This is a genomic window from Carnobacterium jeotgali MS3 (assembly GCF_000745125.1).
Taxonomy (GTDB): domain Bacteria; phylum Bacillota; class Bacilli; order Lactobacillales; family Carnobacteriaceae; genus Carnobacterium_B; species Carnobacterium_B jeotgali.
Genome location: NZ_JQNF01000005.1, coordinates 227,983 through 249,495 on the forward strand (window position 1 = coordinate 227,983; position 21,513 = coordinate 249,495).

Annotated in this window: 24 protein-coding genes; 22 read left to right on the forward strand and 2 right to left on the reverse strand. The window is 35.2% G+C overall.

What is annotated here, in order from left to right:
* Positions 1-68 precede the first annotated feature (68 nt).
* The 3 genes from BP18_RS03590 (at position 69) to BP18_RS03600 (ending at position 3,058) form a co-directional block, all read left to right on the forward strand.
* On the forward strand, positions 69-335 hold the full coding sequence (locus BP18_RS03590) for a phosphocarrier protein HPr (protein ID WP_007723107.1): 267 nt from the start codon (positions 69-71) through the stop codon (positions 333-335).
* Positions 335-2,056 (forward strand): phosphoenolpyruvate--protein phosphotransferase, encoded by a 1,722-nt coding sequence (gene ptsP, locus BP18_RS03595; protein ID WP_007723104.1) that lies wholly within the window; start codon positions 335-337, stop codon positions 2,054-2,056. The genes BP18_RS03590 and ptsP overlap by 1 nt, the downstream gene beginning before the upstream one ends.
* A 126-nt stretch (positions 2,057-2,182) precedes the next feature.
* Positions 2,183-3,058 carry an NAD(P)-dependent oxidoreductase gene (locus tag BP18_RS03600; protein ID WP_029277760.1) on the forward strand — a complete coding sequence of 292 codons (876 nt, stop codon included), beginning with the start codon at positions 2,183-2,185 and terminating at the stop codon, positions 3,056-3,058.
* A 210-nt stretch (positions 3,059-3,268) separates the two neighbouring features.
* On the opposite strand, the gene BP18_RS03605 is transcribed toward BP18_RS03600, so the two are convergent.
* Positions 3,269-4,450 carry a pyridoxal phosphate-dependent aminotransferase gene (locus tag BP18_RS03605; protein WP_007723101.1) on the reverse strand — a complete coding sequence of 394 codons (1,182 nt, stop codon included), beginning with the start codon at positions 4,448-4,450 and terminating at the stop codon, positions 3,269-3,271.
* Between the two features lie 179 nt (positions 4,451-4,629).
* On the opposite strand from BP18_RS03605, the gene BP18_RS03610 reads away from it, so the two are divergent.
* The 4 genes from BP18_RS03610 (at position 4,630) to thrB (ending at position 8,295) form a co-directional block, all read left to right on the forward strand.
* Positions 4,630-4,863, forward strand: a complete 234-nt coding sequence (locus BP18_RS03610) for a YkuJ family protein (protein ID WP_007723100.1) — start codon at positions 4,630-4,632, stop codon at positions 4,861-4,863.
* 221 nt (positions 4,864-5,084) lie between these two features.
* Positions 5,085-6,374 (forward strand): homoserine dehydrogenase, encoded by a 1,290-nt coding sequence (locus BP18_RS03615; RefSeq protein WP_007723099.1) that lies wholly within the window; start codon positions 5,085-5,087, stop codon positions 6,372-6,374.
* A complete protein-coding gene (gene thrC / locus BP18_RS03620; protein ID WP_007723098.1) occupies positions 6,374-7,432 on the forward strand; it encodes a threonine synthase in 1,059 nt (352 codons plus the stop codon). Before BP18_RS03615 ends, thrC begins: the two co-directional genes overlap by 1 nt.
* Positions 7,429-8,295 (forward strand): homoserine kinase, encoded by an 867-nt coding sequence (gene thrB / locus BP18_RS03625; protein ID WP_035050338.1) that lies wholly within the window; start codon positions 7,429-7,431, stop codon positions 8,293-8,295. The genes thrC and thrB overlap by 4 nt, the downstream gene beginning before the upstream one ends.
* A 71-nt stretch (positions 8,296-8,366) precedes the next feature.
* Here the strand turns inward: thrB and BP18_RS03630 are convergent, their stop codons facing one another.
* Positions 8,367-9,008, reverse strand: a complete 642-nt coding sequence (locus BP18_RS03630) for a copper homeostasis protein CutC (RefSeq protein ID WP_007723096.1) — start codon at positions 9,006-9,008, stop codon at positions 8,367-8,369.
* A 255-nt stretch (positions 9,009-9,263) separates the two neighbouring features.
* Between BP18_RS03630 and dapG the strand changes: the two genes are divergently transcribed.
* The 15 genes from dapG to rsmH all read left to right on the forward strand — a co-directional run bounded on the left by dapG (position 9,264) and on the right by rsmH (position 21,510).
* The gene (gene dapG / locus BP18_RS03635; protein WP_035050339.1) at positions 9,264-10,469 is read left to right on the forward strand and encodes an aspartate kinase; all 1,206 of its coding nucleotides are present in this window, start codon (positions 9,264-9,266) and stop codon (positions 10,467-10,469) included.
* 170 nt (positions 10,470-10,639) lie between these two features.
* Positions 10,640-11,185 carry a YqeG family HAD IIIA-type phosphatase gene (locus tag BP18_RS03640; RefSeq protein ID WP_007723094.1) on the forward strand — a complete coding sequence of 182 codons (546 nt, stop codon included), beginning with the start codon at positions 10,640-10,642 and terminating at the stop codon, positions 11,183-11,185.
* Positions 11,163-12,296, forward strand: coding sequence for a ribosome biogenesis GTPase YqeH (gene yqeH, locus BP18_RS03645; RefSeq protein WP_029278105.1), 1,134 nt, complete (start codon positions 11,163-11,165; stop codon positions 12,294-12,296). The genes BP18_RS03640 and yqeH overlap by 23 nt, the downstream gene beginning before the upstream one ends.
* 49 nt (positions 12,297-12,345) lie before the next feature.
* A complete protein-coding gene (yhbY, locus tag BP18_RS03650) occupies positions 12,346-12,660 on the forward strand; it encodes a ribosome assembly RNA-binding protein YhbY (protein ID WP_035050341.1) in 315 nt (104 codons plus the stop codon).
* Positions 12,661-12,703: 43 nt separating this feature from the next.
* Complete coding sequence (locus BP18_RS03655; protein ID WP_029278102.1) at positions 12,704-13,348, forward strand: nicotinate-nucleotide adenylyltransferase; 645 nt, start codon at positions 12,704-12,706, stop codon at positions 13,346-13,348.
* Entirely contained in the window at positions 13,338-13,946 is a 609-nt protein-coding gene (gene yqeK, locus BP18_RS03660; protein WP_029278100.1) for a bis(5'-nucleosyl)-tetraphosphatase (symmetrical) YqeK, read from the forward strand. The genes BP18_RS03655 and yqeK overlap by 11 nt, the downstream gene beginning before the upstream one ends.
* Positions 13,947-13,956: 10 nt before the next feature.
* Positions 13,957-14,313 carry a ribosome silencing factor gene (gene rsfS, locus BP18_RS03665; RefSeq protein WP_007723087.1) on the forward strand — a complete coding sequence of 119 codons (357 nt, stop codon included), beginning with the start codon at positions 13,957-13,959 and terminating at the stop codon, positions 14,311-14,313.
* 5 nt (positions 14,314-14,318) lie between these two features.
* On the forward strand, positions 14,319-15,053 hold the full coding sequence (locus BP18_RS03670) for a class I SAM-dependent DNA methyltransferase (protein ID WP_029278098.1): 735 nt from the start codon (positions 14,319-14,321) through the stop codon (positions 15,051-15,053).
* Positions 15,054-15,151: 98 nt separating this feature from the next.
* Positions 15,152-16,921, forward strand: coding sequence for a DNA helicase RecQ (gene recQ / locus BP18_RS03675; protein WP_035050344.1), 1,770 nt, complete (start codon positions 15,152-15,154; stop codon positions 16,919-16,921).
* Positions 16,922-16,937: 16 nt separating this feature from the next.
* Entirely contained in the window at positions 16,938-18,125 is a 1,188-nt protein-coding gene (locus BP18_RS03680; RefSeq protein ID WP_007723080.1) for a nucleotidyltransferase, read from the forward strand.
* Positions 18,126-18,243: 118 nt separating this feature from the next.
* Positions 18,244-18,807: a YceD family protein gene (locus BP18_RS03685; protein WP_007723078.1), complete on the forward strand. Its 564-nt coding sequence runs from the start codon at positions 18,244-18,246 to the stop codon at positions 18,805-18,807.
* Positions 18,808-18,874: 67 nt separating this feature from the next.
* Positions 18,875-19,054 carry a 50S ribosomal protein L32 gene (gene rpmF, locus BP18_RS03690; RefSeq protein ID WP_007723076.1) on the forward strand — a complete coding sequence of 60 codons (180 nt, stop codon included), beginning with the start codon at positions 18,875-18,877 and terminating at the stop codon, positions 19,052-19,054.
* A 215-nt stretch (positions 19,055-19,269) separates the two neighbouring features.
* Positions 19,270-19,644 carry a DUF3397 domain-containing protein gene (locus tag BP18_RS03695; RefSeq protein WP_007723070.1) on the forward strand — a complete coding sequence of 125 codons (375 nt, stop codon included), beginning with the start codon at positions 19,270-19,272 and terminating at the stop codon, positions 19,642-19,644.
* A gap of 408 nt (positions 19,645-20,052) precedes the next feature.
* Positions 20,053-20,484, forward strand: coding sequence for a division/cell wall cluster transcriptional repressor MraZ (mraZ, locus tag BP18_RS03700; RefSeq protein WP_007723059.1), 432 nt, complete (start codon positions 20,053-20,055; stop codon positions 20,482-20,484).
* 69 nt (positions 20,485-20,553) lie between these two features.
* Positions 20,554-21,510 carry a 16S rRNA (cytosine(1402)-N(4))-methyltransferase RsmH gene (gene rsmH / locus BP18_RS03705; protein ID WP_007723056.1) on the forward strand — a complete coding sequence of 319 codons (957 nt, stop codon included), beginning with the start codon at positions 20,554-20,556 and terminating at the stop codon, positions 21,508-21,510.
* Positions 21,511-21,513 lie beyond the last annotated feature (3 nt).

Genomic DNA, 21,513 nt, shown 5'->3' on the forward strand with positions numbered 1-21,513 from the left:
AATGTAATTGACAGTTTAAACTGGATGTAGTTCTCAAAAATAATATATATTAAAGGGGATTTTTAATTATGGAAAAACGCGAATTTCACGTAATAGCTGAAACAGGTATCCATGCACGTCCAGCAACATTGCTAGTACAAACAGCAAGCAAATATAGCTCAGATATTAACTTAGAATATAAAGGTAAATCTGTTAACTTAAAATCAATCATGGGCGTTATGTCTCTAGGTGTTGGCCAAGGTGCTGATGTTGTTATTTCTGCTGACGGTTCTGATGAAGCTGAAGCTCTTGCTGGAATCGAAGAAACAATGAAGAAAGAAGGCTTGGCTGAATAATGGTTGAAAAATTAAATGGGATCGCAGCAAGTGACGGTATTGCAGTAGCAAGAGCTTACTTACTAACTGAACCCGATTTAACTTTCAACAAAATTTCAGTTGAGAACTCTGACTCAGAGATTGACCGGTTAAAATCGGCATTAAAAGAGGCATCAAAAGAACTTGAGATTATTCGAACTAAAGCAGCTCAATCTTTAGGAGAAGAAGAAGCTCAAGTTTTTGATGCGCATTTAATGGTTTTATCTGACCCAGAATTAATCGGGAGCATTGAAAGCTCTATTAATGATAACAAAATCAATGCAGAGAGTGCATTGAAAGAAGTAACAGATATGTTTATCGGTATGTTTGAAGCCATGGAAGACAATCCTTACATGCGTGAACGTGCTTCTGATATCAAGGATGTTACTAAACGAGTGTTGAGTCACTTATTAGGTGTCAAACTTCCTAATCCTTCAATGATTGATGAAGAAGTAATTGTAGTTGCACATGACTTAACACCAAGTGATACAGCTCAATTAAATCGTGAATTTGTAAAAGCCTTTGTTACTGACATTGGTGGACGCACTTCACATTCAGCTATTATGGCTCGTTCGTTAGAAATTCCTGCAATCGTAGGAACGAAAGATATTACTTCTTTAGTTAAAGAAGGAGATCTTATCATCATTGATGGTTTAGAAGGCGATGTAATCGTTCATCCTGAAGCATCTGATGTTGAAACTTATGAAACAAAAGCGCAAGCTTTTGCAGATCAAAAAGCTGAGTGGGACAAATTGAAAAATGAAAAAACAATAACTGCAGATGGCAAGCATATCGAACTAGCTGCAAATATTGGTACTCCTAAAGATTTAGTAGGAGTAAAAAACAACGGTGGAGAAGCTGTTGGACTATACCGTACAGAATTCCTTTATATGGACTCTCCTGATTTTCCTTCTGAGGAAGATCAATTTAAAGCTTATAAAGAAGTTTTAGAAGGTATGGAAGGTAAAGCTGTTGTTGTTCGTACAATGGATATTGGCGGAGACAAAGAATTGCCTTACCTAACATTGCCACATGAAATGAATCCATTCTTAGGATACCGTGCAATTCGTATTTGTTTAGCACAACCGGATATGTTTAGAACACAATTACGTGCATTATTACGTGCGTCTGTTTTTGGACAATTACGTATTATGTTCCCAATGATTGCAACTTTACAAGAGTTCCGTCAAGCTAAAGGAATGCTTATGGAAGAAAAAGCAAAATTAGTAAGTGAAGGCGTGGAAGTTTCAGAAAATATCGAAGTTGGTATTATGATTGAAATCCCTGCTGCTGCTGTTATTGCAGATAAATTTGCTAAAGAAGTTGATTTCTTCAGTATTGGTACTAATGACTTGATTCAATATACAATGGCTGCTGACCGCATGAACGAACGCGTTTCTTACCTTTACCAACCATATAACCCATCAATTTTACGTTTAATTAAAAATGTAATTGATGCTTCTCATAAAGAAGGAAAATGGACTGGCATGTGTGGAGAAATGGCTGGAGATCAAACGGCTGTACCGCTTCTTGTAGGATTAGGATTAGACGAATTTTCTATGAGTGCTTCAAGTATTCTTAAAACACGTAGTCTAATGAAACGTTTGGATACAAAACAAATGGCTGAATTAGCTGATAAAGCAATCAATGATTGTGATACTGCTGATGAAGTTGCAGAACTTGTTAAAACGTATACTAAATAAAAACAAAGAGACGCAAGAATCAATTGATTCTTGTGTTTTTTTTAGCGAGTTTTTTATTAAATAAATGCGTTCTATTTGCAAGAACTGATATACTAGAGGTATGTTGAACATAAGGAGAGGATATTAATGAAAAAAACTATTGGATTTATTGGAACTGGGGTAATGGGTTCTTCAATCGTAAAACATTTGTTAACAGCTGACTATTCAGTTACAGTATACAATCGCACAAAAAGTAAGGCTGACGAATTGATTCGTTTAGGAGCAAAATGGGCAGACTCACCAGCTGAAGTAACTGAAAGTAGCGATATTGTATTTACAATAGTAGGGTACCCAAAAGATGTTGAAGAAAGCTACTTTGGTGAAAATGGTATTTTTAAAACTGCTACTGAAAAACACATCTTAGTGGATATGACAACTAGTACACCAACATTAGCTAAAAAACTGTACGATGAAGGAAAAGAAAGAGGGATTGAAGTTCTAGATGCACCAGTTTCTGGAGGAGACTTAGGAGCTAAAAATGGAACGTTGACCGTTATGGTCGGTGGAGAAGAACGTACTTTTGATAAAGTAAAACCTGTTTTTGACTTATTTGCTGCTAAAGTAAACCTGCAAGGGAAAGCTGGTAGCGGGCAACATACAAAAATGGCTAATCAAATCATGATTGCTGGAACGATGATGGGAATGGCAGAATTATTGGTATATGCCAAAGCGGCGAATTTAAATCTTGAAAAAGTATTAGATACCGTTGGCGGAGGTAGTGCTCAAAACTGGTCTTTATCAAATTATGCACCAAGAATCCTTAAAGAAGATTATACAGCAGGCTTTTTTGTAAAACATTTTATCAAAGATTTGAAAATTGCATTAGATGAAGCTGAAAAACTTTCTGTAGATTTACCATCTACACGTTTAGCCAAACAATTATATGAAGAGCTGGCACAAAATGGTTTTGAAAACGATGGAACGCAAGCGATCATTAAATTATGGTGGCCAGAAGGAAAATAGTAAAAAACTAAAAACAAGCAGAAATGAAATTAGATAAATTTCATTTCTGCTTGTTTTAGTGGCTCTATACTTTTTAGTATGGATAGATGAATTTAGTTTAGGCTTAAGACGGTACCAGGGCTCTTACAAGCAAATACGTCTATTCCGAAATAATTTTTAGAAGCAGCCACACTATTTTACGAAGAGCTGTTTTAGTTTAGAAGGATAGATTTACAAAACAGAATGGTTAGTCTTGATATAACTGGTCAACCGTTCAACAGCTGTCACTAATTTTTCCATGCTCGCAGCATAACTTATACGAATGTATCCTTCACCAGCACTTCCAAAAGCAGAACCTGGAATTACTGCTAGTTTATTTTTTTCAGCTAAATCAATGCAAAATGCCATACTATTTTGTATATGCTCTTGCGGAATTTTTGCGAAGAGATAAAAAGCACCATTTGGTCGAGCGACTTCAAAACCTAATTGAGTCAACTCTTCAAAAAGATAATCTCTTCTTTTATGGTATTCTTTTTTCATCGGAAGAGCATCGTCTATCCCAACGGTCAAAGCTGCTAACGCTGCTTTTTGAGAAATAGAAGTGGCACATGTGACAAGATATTGATGAACTTTAATTATTTGTGCAGTGAGTTCTTTTGGAGCATAAATAAAACCAATTCTCCATCCAGTCATTGCATGCGATTTTGAAAGCCCATTAATTAAAATCGTTTGATTTCTTATATATTCAGCAATTGAGACATGTTCAACATCATACGTTAATTCACTATAAATTTCATCACTTATAGCAAAGATAGGGTATTTTTTTATGGTTTCAGCAAGAGCTTTTATTTCTGCTCGAGTGTAAGTTACTCCAGTCGGATTATTGGGGTAATTTAAAATGATGGCTTTTACACTTGCACCATGCTCTTCCATTGCGTCCTCAATCATCTGAGGCGTCAACACAAAGCCATTTATACTCGTATCAATGAAAATAGGCGTTGCTTGGCTCAATGTAATCAATGGTTCGTAACCAGGGAAAATAGGCGAGGGAACTAGTATTTTATCGCCAGGATTTAAAATAGACACTAAGGATGCAGAAATGGCTTCAGTAGCGCCAACAGTGACTAATACTTCTTTTTGTGGATCATAAGAGAGGTTATATTTTTTTTGAATAAAAGCTGAAGCAGCTTCACGTAATTGACTATCACCAGATGTACCTGTGTAATGTGACTCATTGTTGTTGATGGCTTCAATAGCAGCCATTTTAATATGACTCGGAGTATTGAAATCAGGTTCGCCTAAAGTTAATTTAAGAATATCTTGAATGGGTGACACACGTTCATCAAATTTTCGGATGTCTGAAATTTCAATTTTGTACGTTTGATTATTAAACTGATTAACTAATGGATTCATAACTTTTTGCGCCCCCTTTTGAATTATGTATTGCAATTATATTAACACAAGTTCTTTAGGAAATTCATTTTTTTTGGGATAAAGATTATTTTTTTATGAAAATAGAGTGAGTTTACTGTCTTTTGTATAAAATTCTGGTAGAATGATTAATGAGTTAAGTTTGAAAGGGGCACGAAACTATGACAACTTCACAATTAGTAGGAATTATTCGCCGATTGGAAGCTATGCTAGAAGATACAGAAAGTGAAGTTCAAGTTCGTCGATTTGAAAAAGAAGGAAACGAACGTTGTGTTATTACGTATGATGCAAAAACCGAAACATTTGAACTATTAGAAACATCTACTCAACAAGTATATCAATTTGATGATGTAGACTTAGTTGCTATGGAAATATTTGAATTACTTCAAGATTAATATAGCCATTTAATCGTAAAAAAAAACACCTATTAAAGATGGATGAAAAAAATTCTAAAAAGAATTTTTTTCATCCATCTTTTTTTGTATTTTTCTAACTAGTATTTTTTTTGAAATTCGTTATACTGGTAATACCAATAGTTAAAAAAAAATGAAAAATAAATTGCTAAAAACTCATATAAATCATGAACTGAAATAAACTATATAGAAGGAGCATAAGTATGAAAAACCAATTGCAAATAGGTATTCTAGGTTTTGGAACAGTTGGAAGTGGCGTTTTACGTATCTTGAAACATCATGAGCCAAAATTAAATCAAGTCACTGGAGTATCCTTAAAAGTAAAAAAAGTTCTAGTACGTGATATAGAAAAAAATCGTGGTTCAATTGCTGAAGGAGTTGAATTAACGCTTGATGCTAATGAGATTGTCAATGATCCTGAAATAGATATTGTTGTAGAAGTCATGGGAAGTATTGATAATGCGAAAGAGTATATTAAAAAAGCATTAGCAGCTGGAAAACATGTTGTTACAGCAAATAAAGATTTAATTGCCTTACATGGCAATGAACTAGTTGCCCTGGCAAAAGAAAATCATTGTGATCTATATTATGAGGCTAGTGTTGCTGGTGGAATCCCAATATTACGCACAATAGTAGATAGTTTAGCTTCTGATGAAATCCAAAAAGTTTTTGGCATTGTTAATGGAACGACGAATTTTATCTTGTCAAAAATGACAAATGAAAGAAAATCTTATGAGCTAGCTTTAAAAGAAGCTCAGGAACTCGGTTTTGCTGAAAGCGACCCAACCAATGATGTAGATGGTATAGATGCAGCTCGTAAAATGGTCATCTTGACGCGCTTAGCTTTTGGGATGAATGTAGAAGTAGATCAGATTGAGACAAAAGGAATTCGTAACTTACAGCAAAAAGATATTGAAATGGCAGAAAAATTAGGGTATAAAATCAAATTAATCGGCTCGGCGATTCAATTTGGAAATAAGATTAGTGTAGACGTTGGTCCAATATTAGTGCCAATCAATCATCCCTTAGCAAGCGTCCAAAATGAGAACAATGCTGTTGTTGTGGTAGGAGCAGCAGTTGGTGAAACAATGTATTATGGGCCTGGAGCTGGAGAATTGCCAACTGCTAACAGTGTTGTCAGTGATGTAATCACAGTAGCTAAAAACATTCGTTTAGGTACGAGTGGAAATGTATTTAGTTCTTATCAACATGAAACAAGACTTGCAGAGGATTCAGAAGTAAGTGATAAATACTACATTGCGATTGAAATGCAAGATAAGACAGGGCAATTTTTAGCATTAACAAAACTATTTAGTCAATTTGATATTGGTTTTGACCAGATTATTCAACAACCTCTTTCAAGTGATATGGCAAAAGTAGTGATTGTGACACATAAAATAACTAAAGCTCAGCAAAAAGAACTAGTTAGTGTACTTAAAGATGTGAATGAAATGAATTTACTTGTTTGTTTTAAAGTAATGGAGGGGAAATAATGTATCAAGGATTGCTTGAAAAATATAAAAATTTATTACCGATAACGGATAAAACGCCAATGATTTCTCTTTATGAAGGAAATACGCCTTTGATTCCATTACCAAATCTTTCCAAAGTGCTAGGTGTCACACTCTATGGAAAGTATGAAGGGCTGAATCCTACAGGCTCATTTAAAGATCGCGGAATGGTCATGGCAGTTGCTAAAGCAAAAGAAGAAGGGGCAAAGGCAATCATTTGTGCTTCTACTGGAAATACTAGTGCTGCAGCGGCTGCATATGCAGCACGTGCCGGATTAAAAGCTTATATTGTTATTCCAGATGGGAAAATTGCTCTAGGTAAGTTAGCTCAAGCCGTTATGTATGGAGCAGATATTATTTCAATCCAAGGGAACTTTGATCAAGCTTTAAAATCAGTAAGGAAGTTAGCGGAAACGGAAGCTGTTACTTTAGTCAATTCAGTAAATCCTTATCGAATTGAAGGGCAAAAAACAGCTGCTTTTGAGATTTGTGAAGATCTGGGGAAAGCTCCAGACGTATTAGCTATTCCAGTTGGGAATGCCGGGAACATTACCGCTTATTGGAAAGGGTTTAAAGAATGGCATGAATTGTACCAAACAGGTCTGCCAAGAATGCATGGTTACGAAGCAGAAGGAGCTGCAGCTATTGTTCAGGGAAAAATTATTGAAGCTCCTGAAACGATTGCAACTGCTATAAGAATTGGTAATCCAGCTAGTTGGACATTAGCTGAAAATGCTCGAGATGAATCTAAAGGGAAGATAGATTCTGTTACAGATGATGAGATTATTCATGCTTATCGAAAAGTAGCCGCAATGGATGGCGTATTTGTTGAACCTGGTTCAGCAGCTTCATTAGCTGGAGTAATTAAAGATATCAAAAGTGGAGCGATTAAAAAAGATGAAACCGTTGTTTGTGTATTTACTGGAAATGGATTGAAAGATCCAGATACAGCGCTTGAAGTAACAACTATTCCAATTTCAAAAATGGATGATTTAGAAGATATGAAAAAACATTTGCAAGCAGGTGTTGAAAAGTTATGAAGATAATTGTACCAGGGACAACTTCAAACTTAGGTCCTGGTTTTGATTCATGTGGGTTAGCGCTAAATCTTTATCTAACGTTAGAAATAGGGGGCGAAGTTGAAAAGTGGGTGATTCATCATACCCTTGGAGTAAGTATTCCAAAGGATGAAACAAATCTTATTATTCAAACGGCTCTTGCTCTTGCTCCGACTATTCATCCTAGAGAATTATGGATGAATAGTGAGATACCGGCAACGCGTGGATTAGGAAGTAGCTCAGCTGCTATTATTGCGGGAATCGAACTAGCAAACCAGTTGGCTGAATTAAAACTAAACGACAAAGAAAAAGTGACAATAGCTTCTAACTTAGAGGGGCATCCAGATAATGCTGCACCAGCTATACTTGGAGATTTTGTGGTAGCAACTAAAATTAACGATAGTGTTTTTGCAATGAAACACGTTTTTCCGGATACGGGTATAATAGCTGTTATTCCAAATCATGAATTATTAACAACCGAAAGCCGTGATGTACTGCCAAAAGAATTGTCTTATTCACAAGCTGTTCAAGCTAGTTCTATCAGTAATGTTATGATATCAGCGGTTTTAGCTCATGATTTGAAATTAGCAGGTGAGATGATGGAAAATGATTTATGGCATGAGACATACCGGAAAGATTTGGTACCTCATTTACCTGAAATTCGTAGTTTAGCAAAAAAAAATGGAGCCTATGCAACTTTTTTAAGTGGTGCTGGTTCAACCGTTTTAGTTTTAGTACCGCACTCTAGATTAGAAAAACTAAAACAGTTGTTAACAGAGACATTTGTAGATGCAACTGTTCAACAGTTTAATGTTGAACGAGAGGGTCTACGCGTACAGAATTAAATAAGAAAAGAGGCTAGGATTTTTTTCCTAGCCTCTTTTCTCTATATAACAGTTTATGCTAAAATACGTTCTTAAAGTTCGCCCACAATTTTTGACCCATGTAATTCTGAAACGCCAAGATATTTTTGGATAGAATCCGCATTTTCGTTAGTAATACCTCCGCCAGGAAGAATAAGGATACGATCTTGTGCATAATCGACTAATTCTTTAAGGTGTGGAAGTGTTTCTTCAATTGGGAAACTCAGATCTCCACCGTGAGTCAAAATTCTTTGTACACCATGTTCTGCTAGCCAATCAATTGCGTCAAACTGTTTTTCAACTGGAATCATATCGAAAGCCATATGAAAAGTAGCTTGCAATCCATAAGCTTCTTCTAATAATTGTTCCATTGCATCTTCATCAATCCAATTTTCAGCTGTTAAACAACCGAATACAATTCCATCTAATCCCAAATTGCGAGCTTCAATAATATCATACCCCATAATTTTTAATTCGCTGTCATTGTAATTGAAATTACCCGCACGAGGACGAATGATGGCCATTAATGGAATCATTTTTTCAGCACAATAAGCAGCTGCTTCATGCATAACACCTTTACTGACAGTTGTTCCACCACTGGCTAAGTAGTCACATAGTTCTATTCTTGTTGCTCCTTGCGCAATGGCTTTAGGAAGAGAGGTATAATTTTCTAAACAAACTTCTTTTAAATACATAATAATAAACTCCTTTTAATAGTTTCTAGACTAATGGTAACGTAGTGTATGATATTTTTATTTAATAGTCCAACACTAAATAGTATAGCAAAAAAATAACTAAATAGTTCTATTAAAATTTGTAAGATAATTGAATCTAAAGAAAGTCTTCGCTATAATAGAGCAGAAATACTAAATGAAACTAGTTTATTTTAATAAGCAATTAGACAGTAACGATTTTTTTTACAGATAAGTCGTTTCAAAGGATGGTAAATAATGAAAATTTTAATTCAAAAATTTGGCGGTACATCAGTTAAAGACGAAGAAAGTCGATTAGCGGCAGAAAAACACATCATACATGCCGTTTCGTTAGGCTATAAAGTAATAGTGGTTGTTTCGGCAATTGGAAGATTGGGCGACCCATACGCAACAGATTCTCTTTTAGCGATGGTTGATGGAGAAAAAACTTATTTAGACTTAAGAGAACGGGACATGTTGTTGTCTGTTGGAGAGACGATATCTACAGCCGTCTTTACAAATCAATTGAAAAAAAATGGCATTCATGCCACAGGATTGACTGGACAAAGTGCGGGCATACTGACTAATGAAGACTTTGGGCAGGCAAAAGTACAAAAAGTTAATACTTCTTTAATTTACGAATATTTGAAAATAAATGATGTTGTAGTAGTAGCAGGGTTTCAGGGAGTAAGCGAGCATGGAAATATAACAACTATTGGACGCGGAGGTAGCGACACAACAGCAGCATTGCTAGGTGCTGCCTTTGAAGCGGAGTGTATTGATATCTTTACGGATGTTTCTGGAATGATGACAGCAGATCCGCGATTAGTGGAAAAAGCACAGTTCTTGCAAGTTGTGAGTTACAATGAAGTCAGCAATATGGCACATGAAGGAGCGAAAGTCATCGATCCAAGAGCCGTTGAAATTGCACAACAAGCTGGTATACCTGTTCGCATCCGCTCTACTTATCAACCGGTAACAGATATGGGGACTTTGATTACAAATTCAGAAATGCAAAGTGTGCCACAACGTTTAGTGACTGGAATCGCACATGTGCCTCATGTAGTCCAATTTACAATTGAAACAACTGAAGCACTTCAGGAATCATTGTTTAATTTATTAGCTCAATCGGGTTTTAGTTTGGATTTCATTAATATATTTCCTGGGAAAATTGTTTTTACGCTTCCTCAAGCCATTTCTGGAAAAGCAAAAGAATTGCTTTATGATCAAAATGTCACTTTTGCAACACGCGAAAATTGTGCAAAAGTTGCTATTGTAGGTGCAGGTATAACAGGTGTTCCAGGTGTAACAGCTAAAATTGTTACGGCAATGTCAGAATTACAAATACCCATCTATCAATCGGCAGATAGTTATACAACTATCTGGATATTAATTGAAGAAAAAAAATTGAAACAAGCCTTAAATAAACTACATGAAGTTTTTTTACAAACAAATGACTACTAAAAAAAGCACAGTTATTTCACTCAGTAATAAAATACAGCTGTCACATGAGAATTAGCCTAAAAAAGACCGGTAATGATTGTTTTTTTAATAATTTGGCGTATAATTAAGAAAATAGTAAACTAGAGGAGTACTGTAAGAGGTACTCCTCTTTTAGTGAGTAGGGAGAAAAAATGTTAACGATATTTAAGCCGACTTATATGGTAGAAGCTATTTATCATATCACACCGGAACAGTTGAAAGAGCAAAATATAAAAGCTATCTTAGCCGACTTGGACAATACCTTGATTGCATGGAATAACCCCGATGGGACCGAAGAGTTAATTGAATGGATCAACGTAATGAAAGAAGCGGGTATACCCGTTGTTATTCTTTCTAATAACAAAGCAACACGTGTAGAACGCGTAGCAAAAGTGTTGCATTTAGACTATGTTTCTCGAGCTTTAAAACCTACAACAATTGGGTTTAAGAGAGCAAGCGAAAAATTAAATCTTTCTACTGATGAAATTATTATGGTAGGGGATCAAATTATGACGGATATCTGGGGAGCAAACCTTGCGGGCATGCGTAACGTGTTGGTAAAGCCTATCCTAGATACAGATGCTTGGAATACTCGTTTTAATCGTTTTATGGAACTGCATATTATGAATTATATGATTAAAAAGGATCCAAATATGAGGTGGAGGAAGTCAATAAATGACGATAAAAGAATTAAATAATGAAGAAGAGATTCGTTGCATCGGCTGTGGAGCCATTATTCAAACAACTGACAAGAATGCTGTAGGTTTCACACCAACTTCAGCCTTAGAAAAAGGACAAGAAAAAGGCGAAATATATTGTCAACGTTGTTTTAGATTGCGCCATTATAATGAAATTCAAGATGTTCAATTGACAGACGATGATTTCTTGAAGTTGCTAAATGAACTTGGTTCAGAAGACGCATTGATCGTTAATGTTATTGATATTTTTGATTTTAATGGGAGCTTAATACCTGGTTTGCACCGCTTTGTTGGGAAAAACCCAGTATTGTTAGTTGGAAATAAGGTGGATTTACTTCCTAAATCATTAAAACGCGGTAAAATGACTCAATGGTTACGTGAACGAGCTCATGAGGAAGGTTTAAGACCAGAAGATGTGTTGTTAACGAGTGCTATGAAGCCTGCTGAAATGGAAGTATTACTAGATACGATTGAAAAACACCGTAAAGGACGAAATGTCTTTGTAGTTGGTGTAACAAATGTTGGTAAATCAACATTAATTAATCAAATTATTAAGTCGACTGCTGGTGTACAAGACTTAATTACAACTTCTCAATTTCCTGGAACAACACTTGATCGGATAGAAATTCCGTTAGATGACGGAAAATTTTTAATTGACACACCAGGAATTATTCATCGTCATCAAATGGCTCATGTTTTGGGAGACAAAGATTTAAAATTGATTGCGCCTAAAAAAGAAATCAAACCAATCGTTTATCAATTAAATGAAGGTCAAACGCTATTTTTTGGTGGAGTAGCTCGGTTTGATTACTTAAAAGGAGGCAGACATTCGTTTACTTGTTTCACTTCAAATGATTTGCTTATTCACCGTACAAAACTAGAAAAAGCAGATGAATTGTACCAAAAACAAGTTGGGAAATTATTGCAGCCTCCTCGTGAAAATGAAATTGAAACCTTCCCTGAATTGGTTCGTTTTGAATTTTCGGTCAAAGAAAAATCCGATATCGTTTTTGCTGGACTGGGTTGGGTAACTGTCAATGAACCTGGCTGTGTCGTAGCTGGATGGGCGCCAAAAGGCATAGATGTCCTTATTCGGAAATCTCTAATATAAATACAAATAAAGTAGAATAGATCAATAAGATCTTAATGGAGTGTATAAAATGAATTTAACTGGTAAGCAAAAACGTTTTTTAAGAAGTAAGGCACATCATCTAAATCCAATTTTTCAAATTGGGAAAAATGGATTAAATAAAGAAGTTATTGTTCAAATCAATGAAGCGTTAGAAAAAAGAGAATTGATCAAAGTTGGTTTGTTGCAAAATACAGACGAAGTTGCTCAAGATGTAGCAGATGCTCTTGAAAAAGAAATCGGTTGTAATGCAGTCCAAGTCATTGGTCGCGTAATCGTATTATTTAAAAAATCGAATCAAGAAAAATACCAACGTATTTCTAAGGAAATACCAAGAGCAAAATAATAAATTTTGTTCAATAATATTTATATGAAGAAAGGTGATTAGCTTGAAAAGGCAATCTTTTTCTAATAATAACACTCAAGTAGTAACGGAACTTGAAATTGAGATCCAACCTAAAAAAAGAGTGGGTATCCTTGGAGGGACGTTTAACCCTCCTCATATCGGGCACTTGATCATTGCGGATCAAGTTTGTCATCAATTGGGTCTAGAAAAAATCTATCTTATGCCAAGTGCTAATCCACCACACCAAGATGAAAAAAAAGCAATCGATGCGAAACATCGACTTCGTATGGTTGAATTAGCTATCGAAGGAAATCCAAAATTTGAGGTTGAAAAAGCTGAAATTGAACGTGGTGGAAAAAGTTATACCTATGATACAATAGTAAAATTGAAGGAAGAAAATCCGGATACAGACTATTATTTTATTATTGGCGGAGATATGGTGGAATATTTACCTAAATGGTACAAAGTAGAAGAGCTAGCCCAGCTAGTAGAATTTGTGGGAGTTAATCGCCCAGGGTACAACTTGTTTAGCCCTTATCCAATTATTTGGGTAGATGTTCCTTCAATGGATATCAGTTCTACTTCTTTACGTAAAAATTTAGAAATGAACTGCCCAGTAAATTATTTGATTCCCGGAAAAACGCTAGACTATATTCTGCGTGAAGGGCTGTATCAAAATGGAAAATAAACTCATTCAACTTGTGTATTCAAAAAAATACACATCACTTACAAGGAATGAATTGATTCAAGCTGTTAAAAGCCAAATGAGCCTTAAACGATTTCAGCATGTTTTAGGTGTGGAGCAGGCAGCTATTCAATTAGCAGGAAAATATAATGTCTCTATTGAAGCAGCTAGTATTGCGGCATTAACGCATGATTACGCAAAAGAACGCAGTGACAAAGAGATGCAGGATTTAATTTATCGTGAGCAGTTTGATTTGGAATTGCTGGATTATGGTAGCAATATTTGGCATGGCTTGCTAGGTGCCTTTCTAGTCAAACAGGAATTAGGAATTGCTGATCTAGATATTCTAAATGCTATCAAACATCACACAATAGGTGCAGAAAAAATGTCGCTCTTAGAACAAGTCATTTACGTTGCCGATTATATCGAACCTGGCAGAGATTTTCCTGGTGTAGAATACGCACGTAAGCTTGCGGCAGAAAATTTACAAGCAGCAGTGCGGTATGAAACAAAACAAACATTGCAGCATTTGATCGAAAACAACAGAAAAATTTACCCAAAAACAATTGCTACTTATAATAAATGGGTAGCCAATCCTTAGGAGGAACAGTATGATAAATAAAAGTATAGAATTAGTAGAATTAGTAGTAAAGGCAGCAGATGATAAAAGAGCAGAGGACATCATCGCGATGGATGTTAGCAAAATTTCGATTTTAGCAGATTATTTTATTGTGATGCACGGAAATAGTGAAAAACAAGTTAAGTCTATCGCTGAAGAAATCATTGATAAAGCTGAAGAAGCAGGAATTGATGTAAGAAGAGTTGAAGGTCGTGAATCATCTAAATGGTTGTTAATTGACCTAGGAGATGTAGTTGTCCATGTCTTCCACTATTCAGAACGTTCATTTTATAACCTTGAAAAATTATGGGGTGATGCTCCATTAGTAGACATCACTAAAATGGTCTAAGACAAATGAGTTATCAAACATTTGCACAAGTTTATGATGCCATTATGGATGAAACGCTCTATGATCGTTGGGGAGAATTTGTTGATAGTCAGCTATTAAATAAAAAGCCAACTGTATTGGAACTTGCTTGTGGAACTGGAGCTTTAGCTGTAGCACTTTCTAAAAGAGGGTACGATGTTACAGGGTTAGATCTATCTGACAACATGTTGAGTTTAGCGAGTGAGCGTGCTCTGAAAGAACAAGTAAAACTTCCTTTGATTCAAGCAGATATGATGGATTTGTCTGAAATTGGTCAATATGAAGCGGTCACTTGTTTTTCAGATTCACTTTGTTATATGCCTAATGAAGAGGCTGTTTTAAAAGTTTTTCAGGAAGTATATAATGTATTAACGGAGAATGGAATGTTTTTGTTTGATGTTCATTCGATCTATCAAACAGATGTGGTATTTCCAGGATACATGTATAATGATCAATCAGATGAAATCAGTTTTTTATGGAAAAGTTATGCGGGAGAAAAAGCCCATTCTGTTGAACATGATTTAACTTTCTTTGTTTACGATGAAGAATTAGATCTTTATGACCGTTACGATGAAACACACAAAGAACGGACATATTCGTTAGAACAGTACAAAAGTATGCTCTCAAAAGCTGGTTTTTCTTCAATTGAAGCAAGTGCGGATTTTGGCGAATCAGAAATAACAGAAGAAAGCCCAAGATGGTTTTTTGTTTGTACGAAGTAAACGGCTTATGAATAGAAACTTTTTAATGGAAAACAGAAAAATCGATTAAGATTTTTCTGTTTTTTTACATAGCGATTTCTAAAGAAAGGAGAGTTACAGTGTTAACACAGGCGTATCATGTACTCAAAGAAATTTATGGTTTTTCTGAATTTAAAACGGGACAAAAAGAAGTAATCGAAAAAATATTGCAAGGGAAAGATACCTTAGCTATTATGCCGACAGGTGGTGGGAAATCGCTTTGTTATCAAATTCCTTCACTAGTGTTCGAAGGAGTAACGATTGTTGTATCACCGCTTATTTCATTGATGAAAGACCAAGTAGATGCCTTAACAGAGTTAGGAATACCAGCAACTTACTTGAATAGTACCTTAACAGCTGCTGAGATGAACGTTCGACTGAAAAAAGCGGTCAATGGCGACTATAAACTCATTTATGTTGCCCCAGAAAGATTTCAAACAGAAGAAATCTTTTATTTGATGCACTCAATCACCATTTCAATGATAGCCATTGATGAAGCTCATTGTATTTCACAATGGGGGCATGATTTTAGACCAAGTTACCTGTCTTTAGGAGAATCTATTCAACAATTGGATTATCGACCAATCGTATTAGCTTTGACTGCTACAGCGACTCCGGTCGTTTCTAATGATATTATAAATTTGTTAGGTATCGATACAGATAATCGCGTTAAAACAGGATTTGAACGGGATAATCTTGCTTTTCAAGTGGTAAAAGGTCAGGAGCGCAATCGTTATTTATTAGATTATTTAACAGTGAACAAAGGTCAATCAGGAATTGTTTACGCTAGTACACGAAAAGAAGTGGAACGCATTTATGAATTGCTGAATGCTAAAAAAATCAAAGCTGGCAAATACCACGGTGGGTTAAAGGAAGATGAGCGCAACAGTTGGCAAGAAAAGTTTCTTTATGATGAAGTAACAGTAATGGTGGCGACAAATGCATTTGGCATGGGCATCGATAAGAGTAATGTGCGATTTGTTATTCATTACCAGATTCCTAAAAATATTGAAGCCTATTACCAAGAAGCAGGACGTGCGGGTAGAGATGGCTTGCCAAGTGATGCTATCTTGTTATTTTCTCCGCAAGATATGCAAATTCAAAAATTCTTTATCGATCAATCCGAATTAAATGAAGAATTAAAGAATCAGGAATATCGTAAATTAAGAGAAATGGCTCAATATGGTTCTACTCAAATTTGTTTGCAACGGTATATTGTTGAATATTTTGGAGACAACTGTGATGATTGTGGCAGATGTAGCAATTGTTTAGATGATCGTGAAGCAACGGATATAACTTTAGAGACTCAAAAAGTATTATCTTGTGTTAAGCGAATGGGTGAAACTTATGGAAAATCCCTTATCATGAAAGTACTGACAGGATCTAAAGATAAAAAAGTTACTCAATGGCACTTTGAAAACCTTTCAACCTATGGCTTGATGAAAGGTGTACCACAAAAAGAAGTTACTCAATTGATTGATTATCTAACAGCTGAAAAATATTTATCCCCAACTGACGGTCAGTTTCCTATTTTAAAATTAACAGAAAAGGCCGTTTCCGTTTTAAAAGGGGAAATGACTGTTACTAGAAAACAAGCAAAAGTAGCGCAGAAAGTAGCTGTTGATGATGCATTATTTGATCAGTTAAGAGAGTTAAGACGTGCATTTGCAACGGATCAAAAAGTTCCGCCTTATGTTATTTTTTCAGATGAAACATTGCACCAAATGTGCATTTTAATGCCTCAAAATGAAACAGAGATGTTAGCCGTAAAAGGTGTGGGTGAAAATAAATTTGAAAAATATGGTGAAGCATTTTTAACCTGTTTAAAGAAAACAAAAGTAACGAATTAAAGAGAGGTTACTAGAGATGAAAAGTTGTGGTGTAGTTGTCGAATATAATCCTTTGCATAATGGACATGTGTACCATTTGAAAAAAGCAAGAGAACTATCTGGTGCGGATACAATTATTGCAATTATGAGCGGAAATTTTTTGCAACGCGGTGAGCCAGCTATTGTAGACAAATGGTCTCGAGCACAGATGGCTTTATCAGCTGGAGCAGATTTGGTAATAGAATTACCCGTTGCTTTTAGTACTCAACCAGCTGATTATTTTGCAAAAGGTGCCGTTGGGTTGTTGCATGCTATGAATTGCGATGCTATTTGTTTTGGTTCTGAATCGGGCGAAAGTGCGGATTACCAAAAGTTAGCTCACTTTTTGAAGCAGCACACACCAACTATCAATCAACGGTTTAAAGAAAATAGAGATCCAGGAAAAACGTATGCTTCTCAAATGGACCAAATTCTTAAAGAACTAATGCCAGAACAGCTGGTCTCTCTTTCAACGCCAAACAATATTTTGGGATTAGCATATGCCAAAGAAAATGTGCTATATGAAAAACCAATGGAACTTTACACCATAACAAGAGTAGGATCGGATTACCATGAAAAAGAATTAGACGAACAAAATTTCTCAAGTGCTACTGCTATTCGAGAAAGTTTAGTAGGATCAAAAAAAAATAAAGCACGAATTGAAGAACTGAAGTTAAGTATGCCAGATAGCAGTTTTGAACAACTAACAACACATCCCTTAGTTAGTTGGGAAAACTATTGGCCGTACTTAAAGTATCAAATAGAAGTTCAATCACTTGAAGAGTTACGGACTGTGTATCAAGTAACTGAAGGAATTGAATATCGCTTAAAAGAGTACATTCAAGAGGCAGAAAGCTTTGAACAATTTATATCATTGGTAAAAAATAAAAGAGTATCATGGACTAGGCTACAACGCTTATGTGTCTATATTTTACTTCAATTAAAAAAAGAAGATATGGTCAATGAATTAACAGAACCCCAAGCCATACACTTATTAGGATTTAATTTCAGAGGAAGAAATTATTTAAAGGAAATGAAAAAAAGGTTTTCTTTACCATTGATTGCCAATGTAACTAAAAAAAATAAGAATTTGTGGACATCAGATATAAAAGCAGGTAAAATTTATCAAATGGGGCAATTAGGTTTAATCAAAGAACAAGATTATTATCGTCAACCATTAAAATAATTTTTTGAAAATGTCTATGAAAACAAAGCCCAGCAAGAAAACCCTGTAAGGTAAAATACGTTGACAAAGGGTTCATTCACTAGTATAATAATCTTTGTTGCTTTAGGAGTGATGTGAAATGAAATGGTCATTAAACGAATTGCAAAAATACCGCAATGAGCCGTTAGTTTTCTCGGAAACTGTTGACTTAAAAAAAACGTTGATGAATCGAGAAAAAGAATTAATGGATGTTTCTCCAATTGATTTAGAAGGAACACTCATTGTTCATGAAAAAGAAATCTTGCTTCATATGGTTGTTTCATTAACTGTGACACTACCCTCTGCAAGATCACTAAAACCAGTTTTATTCCCTATGTCAATTGGAATAGATGAAATTTATATTCCGCCTTCTGTTACACCTGGATCTAAGATAGATAATGAGGAAGAAACAGTTATTCTTTTAGATAAAGATATAATTGATCTTGCTGAACCTATAGTAGATGAAGTTTTGTTAAATCTCCCTTTGCAAGTTTTTACGCAAGAAGAGATAGAAGGACAAGAAATGCCTAGTGGAAATGATTGGCTGGTCGTTTCTGAAGATGAATACATTTCAGATTTAGAAACACAGAAATCAGAAACTGTAGATCCACGTTTTGCTGGTTTGAAAGATTTGTTTAAAGATGAATCAGACGACCAAAAATAAGTATGTATTATACGCTTCTAGTAGCGCGAATCTGTGCATAGAAGCAATTTTTAAGGAGGTGTAAGGAATGGCAGTACCAGCAAGAAGAACATCAAAAGCTAAGAAAAACAGACGTCGTACGCATTTTAAATTAGAAGTTCCAGGTATGAACGCATGCCCTAACTGTGGCGAATTGAAAAAAAGCCATCACGTTTGTGCATCATGTGGACATTACGATGGTAAAGAAGTAATCAGCAAAGAAGCTTAATTCTTTGCACAATTCATCATGAGATGATTTGAAAACCCTTATTGAGACCATGGCTCAATAAGGGCTTTTTTTTTTGATTTACTGCAAATAAGTGATTTAGAGTATACAAAAAAGAAAAACTACGTTAAATTTAAAAAGAGATGATTTGTAGTATGCTACAAGCCAGTTAATAGAGAATTGGTTAAACGGATATATTTTAAAAAGGTGGGATAAAAGTGGATTCTGGCGTTTCTTTACTAATAGGCAAAATAATTTTATATTGTTTGCCCATTATTTTGCTGCTATTGTTTAGTAAGGCAATACAGCGGCATTTTAAAAAACAAAATTCGGCTATTAAATTACCAGATTTGTTAGTTCCTTTTTTAATAGTAGGAATTCATATTCTGAGTGAATTAACATATGATTTTTCTTTGCTTCCGTATTTTTTGATTTTTATTTTTAGTCTAGGAATTATCATTCTCTTGAGTATAGCGGTAAAAAAAGGTGAAATTTTGTATAAAAGTTTTTTTAAGACATATTGGCGATTCGTTTTTATCAGCGCAATTGTAGTGTATTACGGTTTAGTCGTAGCTAATATGATAACCGTTTAAAAAAAGAGACTCTTCGTCAAATAATGGATGCCTCCAACACCGCTTAATTGTAAAAGCGTTGAAGTGGTGTCATTCGCATTGAATACTTTAAAGGGCTACAAGCAATCCCATTCCTCCAAAATGTTATGCAATAACTAAATTCAATGGCCCACGCTGAAAAGTATAGAGCCAAAAGAGAAGTGATACAGGGACAATTAGTCCTTTTATCCCTTCTTTTTTTTATATTTGAATAAAAAATGGGTGAATTCACCACCTTTAAAAAAACATAAAAAAGAAGTGATAGGCTTGTGAAAATAACAAATATTACATTAATTAAAAGAATTATGTCTTTTTTTGAATAATTGTGGAGGAAAGTGGGGCATTGTGGTAGACTGAAAACATCTAAATGGAGTCTGAGGTGAGACAGCTATGTTAATGGGTGAACACAAGCACAACATTGATGCAAAAGGTCGTTTAATTATGCCATCAAAGTTTCGATCTGATTTAGGCGAGAAATTTATTCTAACTCGTGGATTAGATGGATGTTTGTTTGGGTACCCACAAGAATCATGGTCTGCTCTTGAAGAAAAGTTAAAACAACTTCCTTTAGCAAAAAAAGAAGCTCGTGCTTTTACAAGGTTCTTTTACTCAGCAGCTATTGAATGCGAATTAGATAAACAAGGAAGAATCAATATTCCACAAACTTTAAGAGAATACGCACAATTAGAAAAAGCGTGTCATGTTATTGGTGTCTCTGAACGGATTGAAATTTGGAGTGAGACAAGGTGGAATCAAGTTTCCAATGATGCTGAAGAAATGTTTGACAGTATTGCTGAAGACATGATTGATTTTGGATTCTAATAAACAATCATTCAATTATTAAAAAAGAAAAATACTAAGAAAAAATAGTGAGTTAGGTAGGCGAAAAAAATGACAGCATTTAATCATGAAACAGTCTTATTACGCGAAACCGTTGATGGGCTGTCGTTATCCCCAGAAGGCATATACGTTGATTGTACTTTAGGTGGGGCCGGTCATAGTGAATATTTATTATCACAATTGAATGAAAAGGGGCATCTTTATGCCTTTGATCAAGATGATCGTGCACTTGAAAACGCAAAAATTCGGTTAGCTGAATATGTAGAAAAAGGTATGGTTACTTTTATTAAAGCGAATTTTCGTTACATAAAAGATGAATTAGCCAATTTGGGAATAAAAGAAGTTGATGGAATTTTATATGATTTAGGTGTCTCTTCCCCTCAATTAGATGAAGCAGAACGTGGATTTAGTTATCACCAAGACGCTCCATTAGATATGCGAATGGATACCGATGCTCCACTTACGGCTAAAGAAGTAATCAATGAATGGTCTTACCATGATTTGATCAGAATTTTTTACCGTTATGGAGAAGAAAAATTTTCAAAACAAATTGCTCGTAAAATTGAGGCAGCTAGAGAAATAAAACTAATCGAAACAACCAGTGAGTTGGTTGAATTAATCAAAGCAGGAATACCTGCACCGGCTAGAAGAAAAGGCGGACATCCAGCTAAACGTGTTTTCCAAGCAGTGCGAATCGCGGTTAATGATGAGTTGTCTTCCGTTGAAGATTCCTTGGAACAAGCGATTGAGTTATTGGCAATAGGTGGACGTATCAGTGTGATATCGTTTCATTCCTTAGAGGATCGAATCGTTAAATCAATTTTTAAAGATCACTCCAAAGGTCCTGAATTGCCACGTGGATTGCCAGTTGTTCCAGACGGATTTTTACCTGAATTAAAATTAATTACGAGAAAACCAATTTTGCCTTCAGAACAAGAGTTAGAAGTAAATAATCGGTCAAGAAGTGCTAAGTTACGAATTGCTGAAAAACAAAATAAACTAGTGTAAACA